General features: G+C 38.3%; 8 protein-coding genes. 2 read left to right on the top strand and 6 right to left on the bottom strand.

All coding sequences use genetic code 11. The features are described from left to right. Both WMO62_RS14995 and WMO62_RS14990 read left to right on the top strand, forming a co-directional pair. Positions 1 to 400, top strand: a 400-nt coding sequence (locus tag WMO62_RS14995; RefSeq protein WP_494337520.1) for a DeoR/GlpR family DNA-binding transcription regulator, incomplete at its 5' end; no start/stop codon positions are given. 123 nt (positions 401 to 523) lie between these two features. Then, the gene (locus tag WMO62_RS14990) at positions 524 to 1912 is read left to right on the top strand and encodes an MATE family efflux transporter (protein WP_349145185.1); all 1389 of its coding nucleotides are present in this window, start codon (positions 524 to 526) and stop codon (positions 1910 to 1912) included. A 258-nt stretch (positions 1913 to 2170) separates the two neighbouring features. On the opposite strand, the gene WMO62_RS14985 is transcribed toward WMO62_RS14990, so the two are convergent. The 6 genes from WMO62_RS14985 to WMO62_RS14960 all read right to left on the bottom strand — a co-directional run bounded on the left by WMO62_RS14985 (position 2171) and on the right by WMO62_RS14960 (position 9224). Then, the gene (locus tag WMO62_RS14985; RefSeq protein WP_349145184.1) at positions 2171 to 3049 is read right to left on the bottom strand and encodes a hypothetical protein; all 879 of its coding nucleotides are present in this window, start codon (positions 3047 to 3049) and stop codon (positions 2171 to 2173) included. Next, the gene (cyaB, locus tag WMO62_RS14980; protein ID WP_117499853.1) at positions 3033 to 3620 is read right to left on the bottom strand and encodes a class IV adenylate cyclase; all 588 of its coding nucleotides are present in this window, start codon (positions 3618 to 3620) and stop codon (positions 3033 to 3035) included. Before cyaB ends, WMO62_RS14985 begins: the two co-directional genes overlap by 17 nt. Further along, the gene (locus WMO62_RS14975; RefSeq protein ID WP_349145183.1) at positions 3611 to 4723 is read right to left on the bottom strand and encodes a hypothetical protein; all 1113 of its coding nucleotides are present in this window, start codon (positions 4721 to 4723) and stop codon (positions 3611 to 3613) included. Before WMO62_RS14975 ends, cyaB begins: the two co-directional genes overlap by 10 nt. A gap of 421 nt (positions 4724 to 5144) precedes the next feature. Next, positions 5145 to 6635 (bottom strand): HD domain-containing phosphohydrolase, encoded by a 1491-nt coding sequence (locus WMO62_RS14970; protein ID WP_349145182.1) that lies wholly within the window; start codon positions 6633 to 6635, stop codon positions 5145 to 5147. Positions 6636 to 6713: 78 nt separating this feature from the next. Continuing rightward, positions 6714 to 7073: an Hpt domain-containing protein gene (locus WMO62_RS14965; protein WP_349145181.1), complete on the bottom strand. Its 360-nt coding sequence runs from the start codon at positions 7071 to 7073 to the stop codon at positions 6714 to 6716. 177 nt (positions 7074 to 7250) lie between these two features. Beyond that, entirely contained in the window at positions 7251 to 9224 is a 1974-nt protein-coding gene (locus tag WMO62_RS14960; protein WP_349145180.1) for a sensor domain-containing diguanylate cyclase, read from the bottom strand. Positions 9225 to 9445: the final 221 nt, after the last annotated feature.

Below are 9445 nucleotides of genomic sequence, written 5' to 3'. Positions count from 1 at the left end.
AAATAATTATGATATTATAAGTAAAATTTCAAAGGGAAAGGCAATCGAATTGGTTGGCGTCGGTGGTGTCTATAACCATGATCTGCGAATGTTCGAATCAGATGAAGGCTTGCATCTAATTCGAGCCCACAGAGCCAATAAGTATTTTCTCTCTGCTTCAGGTATCCATAGTAAATTAGGCCTTACATGTTCATATTCATATGAAGTTTTATCGAAACGCGCAAGCTTAGAATCTTCTGCAGAAAGTATACTTCTTGCAGATTCTTCAAAATTCGATGTTGTTGTAACCTCATATTTTGCTAAATTGCAAGATTGTAATACCATCATTACAGATTCTGGAATTTCATCAGAATGGGAAAACCTTATCCGTAATATGGGTATAAAGCTTTATATCGTATGAGTCTTGGATAATAAATATCTTCTGCATTCCTCTCTGAAAACTAAAAAAGAAGATATAAAATCCCACGGAAATATGTTATGCTGAACAGGTATTAAAATGGGGATTCGATAAAGAGAGGGATTTATGTTAGAAAAGTTTCACAGAAAATATATTGGAGATAGAAATTTTTATAAAAGATACATTGCACTGGCATTGCCCATGATCATACAAAATGCAGTTACAAACCTGGTTAGTTTTCTTGACAATATTATGGTTGGACAGCTTGGTACAGAGCAGATGTCCGGAGTTGCCATTGTCAATCAGCTGATATTTGTATATAATCTGGCAGTATTCGGAGCTGTATCAGCAGCCAGCATTTTCGGTGCCCAGTATTTCGGAAAAGGAAATCATAAAGGGCATATGTATTCTTTCCGTTTTAAGCTGTATGCAGCTTTAACGGTTACAGCACTTACCATTCTGCTGTTTGTGGCAAAAGGGGAGAGCCTGATTTCTCTTTATCTCACGGATACTTCCGGAAGTGGTGCGACAGGTGCAGCATTGCAGTATGGATTACAGTATCTGATCATTATGATGGCAGGACTGATTCCCTTTGCTGTAAATCAGTCTTATGCGACCAATATTAAGGAGACTGGTCAGACTCTGCTTCCTATGATCGCAAGTTTTGTCGCCGTTGGAAGTAATGCTATATTGGACTATCTCCTGATCTTCGGTATTGGACCATTCCCGGAACTTGGTGTACAGGGTGCTGCTCTGGCAACGGTTATTGCCCGTTACATAGAAGCCCTTATGATTATCATCTGGGCACACAGTCACAGAGAGAAAAACCGGTATCTCAAAGGAGCATATACCGGTTTTGGTATTCCCACAGATGAATTAAAAGCAATCATCATCAAAGGATTACCACTTATGATGAATGAAGTTCTGTGGGCTGCCGGAATGACAGCCGTAATACAGTGCTACTCGATCCGCGGCCTGGAAGTAGTTGCCGGGCTTAACATTGCTACAACCATCACCAATCTGTTTAACATCATTTATCTCCAGCTTGGCGCCTGCATCAGCATTGTGGTGGGACAGTATCTGGGTGCCGGCGAACTGGAAAAAGCAAAGGATGCAGATAACAAAATGATTGTATTCAGTGTTTTTTGCTGTGTCATTGTAGCTGTATGTATGCTTTTTATGGGCAGATTTTTCCCTCAGATCTACAATACCTCTGAGGAAATCCGTGCACTGGCAACCAGATTTATCGCAGTATCCGCAATTATCATGCCTTTCTGCTCCTTTAGCCATGCATCTTATTTTACGCTGCGCTCCGGCGGGAAAACAATGGTTACATTCCTGTTTGATTCTGTTTTCACCTGGATCGTTGTCGTTCCAACTGCCTTTTTACTGGCGCACTTTACAGGACTTGGTATCGTAAGTGTGTACTTCCTTGTACAGGCAACTGAATTGATCAAAGTAGTAATCGGTTATTTTATGGTACACAGTAATGTATGGCTGGTTCAGATGGTATAAGGCAAGGGCTCAGAAAGCATGGCTGTTATGATCAGTATCACCCCTTGTAAATGTAATTTTTTCATATTACGCTTCACCTCCATTCCATACGCTTTAAAATCTGTTCCTTTCTTCCTTTATACCTGATTTCGATCATCCCGTATATACTAATGATTGGAAAAAAAGCCTCTATAAACAAAATTCCAATCGTTATCATACTATATATAGTGCAATAACGGTTGGAATTTCTAAATGTAGTGTTCCTATGCTTTTATTATGTTATTCACCAGACACAGACTTTCCAGAAGAAATATCCACGTCCAGCAATACTTTAATCAACCAGAAAAATACTAATAATACAAGAATCGGAATCACGCAGGATGTGATCAGCATCACTGCCACTGCTTCCACAAAATGATTCAAAGAATCCTGTACTTTCTGAACCAGCTCTTCCGAAGAAATAGTCACATTTCCGACTGCTGTGGTCACAGAATCTTTTGCACTGGAAAGTGCATCCTTTGCTTTGTCCAGCAGGCCAGTAACTCCAGATGTCTGTTCCATCTCGTTCTCCTGCGTCTGCTCATTTTGCTCCTGCCCAGAATCGCTGCTGTTTTCCAGCATTTCTCTGGTGCTTTTCGCGTCCTCCAGTGTTGCATCAATCTGAGACTGATAGGTCGTCTCAATCAGATCCGACACTTTCACGCTTGTGGGAACTACCAGGAAAATACAGATTCCAAATATTAACAGTCGTCTCGCAAGTTTATCAATACTTCGATTCTGTGCCGCCATATTGACTGCAAATAGTACGCATGCCACAGGAATAAAAATCTTAAATGCCGCATATCCGGTGATCGTCACCAGATATTTTTCCAAAAAAATCGCACACAATACAATCAAAAGATATCCACTTAGATCTGCTACTTTCTCTGCAATAGGAGTTCCTACATCCCCTGGGATCAGCGTGATCAATGCCGAAGTCGCTGTCGTAGCAGCTGTCAATTCCAGAACAGTCGCTTTTTTCTCATCAAGAGATGCAATGGTTGTCTGATGCGATTCCGGTGCAGATGCATATTTCTCCAGCACCGTAAATGAAAGTATTCCGATCAAAAGCCAGATAACTATATAAATATACTTTTTCTTATTATATGTAATGTTCATGCGCCACCTCCATTGCACACGTCTGATTTGTCAGCATTGATAAATACGAATGTCTGGTAGTATCTTTCATAGAATACCCAAGACTTACCAGCACATTCTCAATCCTCTGAAGTGCACCTTCCCGCTCTGCTTCGGTCTCTACCATAATCTCCAGTTCCAGGTAATCTCCAAGTCCTGTCACCTGATCCACACAGGCAGTCATCTCATTTCTCCTGAAATACCAACGCTTCTTTTCCAACACCGGCACCGAATAGAATCCAATCCGTTGAAGAAGTGTTTTTCCAACTTCCGCATCTGGGATCTCCAATTCCAGTTCTTCCCTTGCCATGGAACGATCATCCAGCTTCTTTCCCTTATAAGTAATGACTGCAGATATTTCATCTGTGTCAACATTCCGAATCTGCCGAACCCGCAGTGCTTCGCCCAACTTCACAAAATCATGGTTCTCAGATGTAAAATATGTATCAGACTCCAGCAGCTGTTCCCCTTTTATAAACCCAAGCCCTTCCAGCTTCTCTATCAACTGCTCAGGATCTTCTATTTTCAGTTTGATCTCTACTTCTACTGACATATATACGCTCCCCCGTTCAACACTTGTTTTATCTGTTGTATTATTTTTCTCACATCATAGATAAGCAGACTATTCAAAGTGTCAAACTTTATCTTTTTTCCAGGTCCACCATACTTTACCTCATAGTTTGCTGCCTTCACCTCGTCATGGTCTTTATATCTGGCTTTTCCTATCATCCAGACATCTGAGTTGGCATGATCTGGATAGCCCGGACTCTTCTTCACCGCAAACCATTCCTTATGTTCGATCAGATCATTTTCAAACCGACTTAATTTTCTCAGAAATTCTTCTGCAACTAACGGATAGTGTTCCCGGATATAAACCAGATTCTTATGAAGACAGGTGGCGCTCTTTTCCATCATATGGCGCTCCGTCTCATTAACAAGCCAGTCATATTCGTCCGCCCGAATCTCACGCCCCTCTATGGATCTTTCCAGTTCTCCGAACCAGTACATATGCTGTCCCATACTGTCAGGAAACATGAAATACGTTGAAAATTCATGATCAATCATAGGCGCCATCCGAAGAATCTCACCAGACTCATTGCACACAAATGCAATATTTTCATAATGATAGTTCTGATCACCTTTCAAAACCGATACCAGGATCTGCATTGCCAGCTCCTCTGCCAGATTCTGATGCGTCTGAAAATATGTAGATTCCAGAATCTCCGTATAATCATAGAACATCTGGCAGTAATTCAGATAATCATCGATCTTCACGTTCTCGTCCGGATACTTTCGGAAAAACTCCAGCAGATTCATCAGCTGCTCGCCTTCTCCATAAGCAAAGGGGACTGCTGTTCCATAATCATAATTTTTTCCTGTCTCCGCCTCATACCCCTCACAAAAAGCCAGCCGATACTGCGGTACTGGCATAAAATACGTGTTGATCACCCACGACCAGAACACTTCCGCATAAGCAAACAGAGGTGTAGATAATGGCTTCGATTTTGTAAGCGGCTTGAATATGATCCGATCCGCAAAAACCGGAAAATGCTTCTCCCCTTTGATCACACCAACCGCCTCTGCAGTTAAATTACCAAGACGTTTTGAATAATTGTATGTTTTTGAAGTGTAGTCTGCGAATTGGTTAATTGTCATTATTTTATATTCCTCTGTTCTCACATTTCATTCTCCGGAAGTTTGAGTCCCTTTGCCAGTACTGAACTTCTCCTTTGGATTCAGTAAATTCAGTATATCATAAAGGAATAATCGTGTATATCAGTCAATTCAGGAAAGAATTAAAGAGACTGGAAATGCCCCGTTTCCAAAGCTTTCCAGTCTCTTATTATGCTAGATTTGAGACGAGGGTGCGGACAAAATTCTGAATCTTGTACGTATGCAACCTTCAATCACGCAGAAAGAAATGGCTAATGGGTTACATTTCCAGACTCATCCCTTTTTTTACAGTAAAAAGCATCCTGTGCCAACTGCCATCACACATACGGTATTCTGTGGAAATGCATTCTTCCGCCTTCAATCTTGCTGAAAGTGTAGAGACATCCAGAAATAGTATCACCAATCAAGAGAGATATCCGACAATTCCTATATATCCATCTTTCTTTAAAGGAGACCATAAGGTATGCAGTTTCAGATCATACATCTGCCTTTTATTTTCCACCTTTGCCATTAACTGCAATGAGATTTCTGTATTCTGTATTGATGTCTGGTCCAGTAACGCTCTGATATGTTGAATATCTTCACTGCTTACTTCGAACGGTTTGAATATATCAAACTTCGGATCATCTCTCTGACACCGCATCTGCCGGTTTCCGTTAATTATAATCACCCGACCTGAAATTGCATTATACTCAATGGAAATTTTGCCACTGTCCATTTTAAAAAACTCTATCTTTTCCTGCATAAGCTTAATGACATGCTGCGAATAATTTTTACGGGGTAAAGACTTTTCCTTTAGTATTTCGTCAGAGAGCCTCTGTGCTTCATAATACTGGTTATTATCATCCGTTTCATTCGTATACATCTTGGAAAACTGAAGGCTTAGTTCTTTCAGGCACTTAAGAAGAACCGGATTGAACTGCCCGCATTGCCCATCCAGGATCATCTTGATTGCCGTATCATGATTAAATGCTTTCTTATAACATCGTTCACTGGTAAGAGCATCATAAACATCCACAATAGACACCACCTGTGCAGAAATTGGTATTTCTTCACCTTTCAGACCATCCGGGTAACCCTTTCCATCCCATCTTTCATGATGCCATCTGCAGATTTCCCATGCGGTATGTACCAGTGGATGATCTTGTAAAGAATGCATATCCCAGATCATGGATGCTCCAATCACACTATGAGTTTTCATAATTTTAAATTCTTCATCGGTCAGTCTTCCGGGTTTATTCAGTATTTCTTCCGGAATGCGTATTTTACCAATATCATGAAGCGAAGATGCAGTTGTAATTATAGCAATATCAGTCTCCGTCAGATGATATGCATCCGTTGTTTTTACCAGTTGCCTCAGCATCATTTCCGTCGCAGTACGGATATGTAAAATATGTTCGCTGCTCTCACTGTTGCGTGATCCTAATACATTGCTCAGAATCCTGATCATAATATTATTGTTTTCTTCTTTTTCATAAACCTGATCAACAACCACATTGATCAGACGCTTTTGGTTCGCATAAAGTTCTAGGGTATTCTGGACTCTTTTCTTTACAATAACAGAATCAAAAGGTCGTGCAATATAATCTGTAATTCCCATTTCATATGCTTTACGCATAGCATCAACAGATTCTTCAGAAGAGATCATAATAACTGGAATTTCATCAATACACTGGCTTCTTTTCATTATTTTCAAGACTTCAAAACCATTCATCTGTGGCATATTGATATCTAAAAGCATCAGATCAATTCCAATATTTTCTCCTATCATCTGGATTGCCTGATTTCCATTTTCAGCTTCCAGATAATTATAAGTATCTCCAAGAATCTCCTTCAATATGTCCCTGTTGAATTTCGAATCATCTACAATTAGTATTTTTTGTTTTCTATCCACTTTTTTATTTCCTTTATCCACTCATTTTTTATGATATTCCAAGCACTTGATCCAAGACAGAAAGTCGTGTCGCATCACTTAATGCGACAGCCCCTTCTTTATTTCTTCAATCGTCATCTCATATACTTCTGTTACTTTTTCCATTGATTCCGGTATCCCCGGCTTCTCTCCGGTTCTATCTCTCAAAAGTTCTGTCAACTCATTACTAACCTCATACAAACGGTCAAAGGAAAGATTCTGACACACCCCTTTCAATGTGTGCGCACTGCGGAAAGCATCTTCATAATTTTTATTTTCCAATGCCTGTTTTAACTGTAGATAACTCTGGTCTTCAAGGAACTTTAATGTAAATCTCTGAATCAGTGCTTCGCTGTGAAGGCGTCCCAAAACAGCCTCATAGTTTCCTCCGATAGCTTTATAGCACTCCTGCATTGTCATCTTTTAGCCCTCCTGGCAATTGTATTCCACTAACATAGTGTAACTATTACGTTGCGTAGGAGTCAATAGTTTTTCAAAGAAATTTTCAAAATTAACAGCTTGATAAATTCGGATTTCTCAGTTTCAAAAACTGAAAGTTGTTGGGTTCTTTACATAGATTAAATATCAATTTATAAATCAAACTCGTCTTCTATCTTTTCCTGTTCGTCTATAATATTCATCCTTATCTGCATACATCAACTTATCAGCCATTGCCTTAATTTCTTCAAAATTAAGTTCTATATGTTCTGAACAAACAACTACTCCCTTAGACACACTAAGTTCAGAAATAAGATTTCCCTGGAAGTTTTCAGTTAAATAATCAAGTGTCTTAACTGCATCCTGTGCTTCTTCTCTCGTTCCTCTCAGTAATGCAACAAACTCATCGCCACCTACACGATACGTCCTTCCAAGACCTGAGAATGCATTATCCATACACTTCGAAGCGCCAATAATTAACTCATCCCCTGCTTCATGACCAATATTATCATTAGCTGCTTTTAAACCGTTCAAATCCATCATAATAAGAACGTATTCTATTAAGTTATTATTTTTCTTGATTATTTCACAGTCAACTTCAAACCCTCGTCTATTATATAAGCCTGTAAGCTCGTCCTTTATAGATGTTTCATATCTTCTGTTATATGCATCCTTTGCCTTCTTCTCTCTCATACTAATAATAACAAATGAAGTTGCCATTATTAATACGCCTGCAATAAAGATTAAAACAATTGGAAGTATCATTTTATTTACATCCAATTTAACAGGATTATTATCTCTTATTACTATATACCCATCAAATCCTTCGAGATACTTGGTCATATAACAGCCATTCTCCGATAACTGATAATAAAAATCATCATCTGATATATTACCAAAATATGAATTATCCAAGTAGCCTGTTTCTATAGAACTTACATCCGTATCAACCTGTATAAGTCCATCATGATTAACTAAATATACTTTGATATTGTATTCTTCCTCGAACCTGGCAAGTATGTCTACAAGGTCATTCATATCAACTCCGACACCACATACTCCCAAAATGTCTCCATTCGTGTCAAAAATACCGTAATTAATAAACACCGAAAGACTCCAGTTATTATCTTCATCAGTATCAACATTAACTGTATATCTTTTCCCTGAATCCAAGTAATCCTTATACCATATATCATGGCTGTCATTTTCAACATCAAGATACCTACTTATTCCATTATATGTATAATATGCTCTTGTTTTATCCGAAACAACAAATACCATTTTATAATCAAATTCATTACCAATGGATACCAGACGATTAATCATATCGTCTTTGACACTCTCCGCCTCTTCTCTGGTTTTCCCCTCTATGTAGGTTCTTATATCAATATCACTGCTAATCGTCTGAGAAACAGTAATTGGCTTAATAAATTCATTCTCAATCTTTGCTGAAACCATCTGTGCAATTGTTCTGCTCTGTATTTCAGAGTTTTCCTTAGTTATCTGCTGAATCACATTCACACATGCTATGATGGAAACACTCATGCTAAGTAGCATTATGATAAACATAATAACAGCATCAAATCTGCTGTCATTAATCATATTCGTATGTTCATCCCCATTATGAGACCAATCATACATATATGCAGCAAACATTACGAATGAACCTATTCCCAGTCCTAAATTGGTTATAGAAAATCCATAAATAAAGGACTGTACAACTGTTGCAATTATTGGAATAAACGAAAACAGCATCATTGAAATGAAGCTTCGTTTTTTCAAATACTTTCTATACTTAATCGCCATACCTGCTCCTATAAATATGACGACAAGTGATATTAGTGTATATACATACCAGGAATTATTCCTGTGATAATAATTTGCCTCATCGAAATAATACATCCATGGATAAAACAAATTAACCACAACAATGAAAATATTAATGCCCGAAAAGATATTGGCGATTTTAACACTATTGCCACTTACTTCAGCACCTTTTTCAACAAAAACAGAACTAACATACTTAACATAGGTATTTGCCATTGCTATGTTCATAGCAAATACCATAAGATTAGCAATTCTAGTTACTAAAATATTAAAAGGACCAAGGTTACCTCTAAAAATATATGCCAAAGTCTCTCCAAAAAACAGAACTGTAGCAATAAGAAATAATCGAACGAACATCCTCATACTCTTCTGTTTTGGATTATTTGCTTTAATTGAAACAAATATTATTAGACAGAACAAACAAAAGAACATATCCATTGTTGCCTGTGCAATTTCAAGACTTGTAATATTTATCTATTTTTCTCCTCGTCGGTTGATACTCTTTTTTACCTTATATTTGAATTGAT

It is taken from the genome of Hominiventricola aquisgranensis, from assembly GCF_040096225.1.
GTDB classification, from domain to species: domain Bacteria; phylum Bacillota; class Clostridia; order Lachnospirales; family Lachnospiraceae; genus Hominiventricola; species Hominiventricola aquisgranensis.
This window is presented reverse-complemented; position numbering and strand designations above follow the sequence as displayed.

Excerpts from the sequence above, each read along its gene's own strand:
- WMO62_RS14990 (WP_349145185.1), top strand. The coding sequence starts at position 524 with ATGTTAGAAAAGTTTCACAGAAAATATATTGGAGATAGAAATTTTTAT.
- WMO62_RS14985 (WP_349145184.1), bottom strand. The coding sequence starts at position 3,049 with ATGAACATTACATATAATAAGAAAAAGTATATTTATATAGTTATCTGG.
- cyaB (WP_117499853.1), bottom strand. The coding sequence starts at position 3,620 with ATGTCAGTAGAAGTAGAGATCAAACTGAAAATAGAAGATCCTGAGCAG.
- WMO62_RS14975 (WP_349145183.1), bottom strand. The coding sequence starts at position 4,723 with ATGACAATTAACCAATTCGCAGACTACACTTCAAAAACATACAATTAT.
- WMO62_RS14965 (WP_349145181.1), bottom strand. The coding sequence starts at position 7,073 with ATGACAATGCAGGAGTGCTATAAAGCTATCGGAGGAAACTATGAGGCT.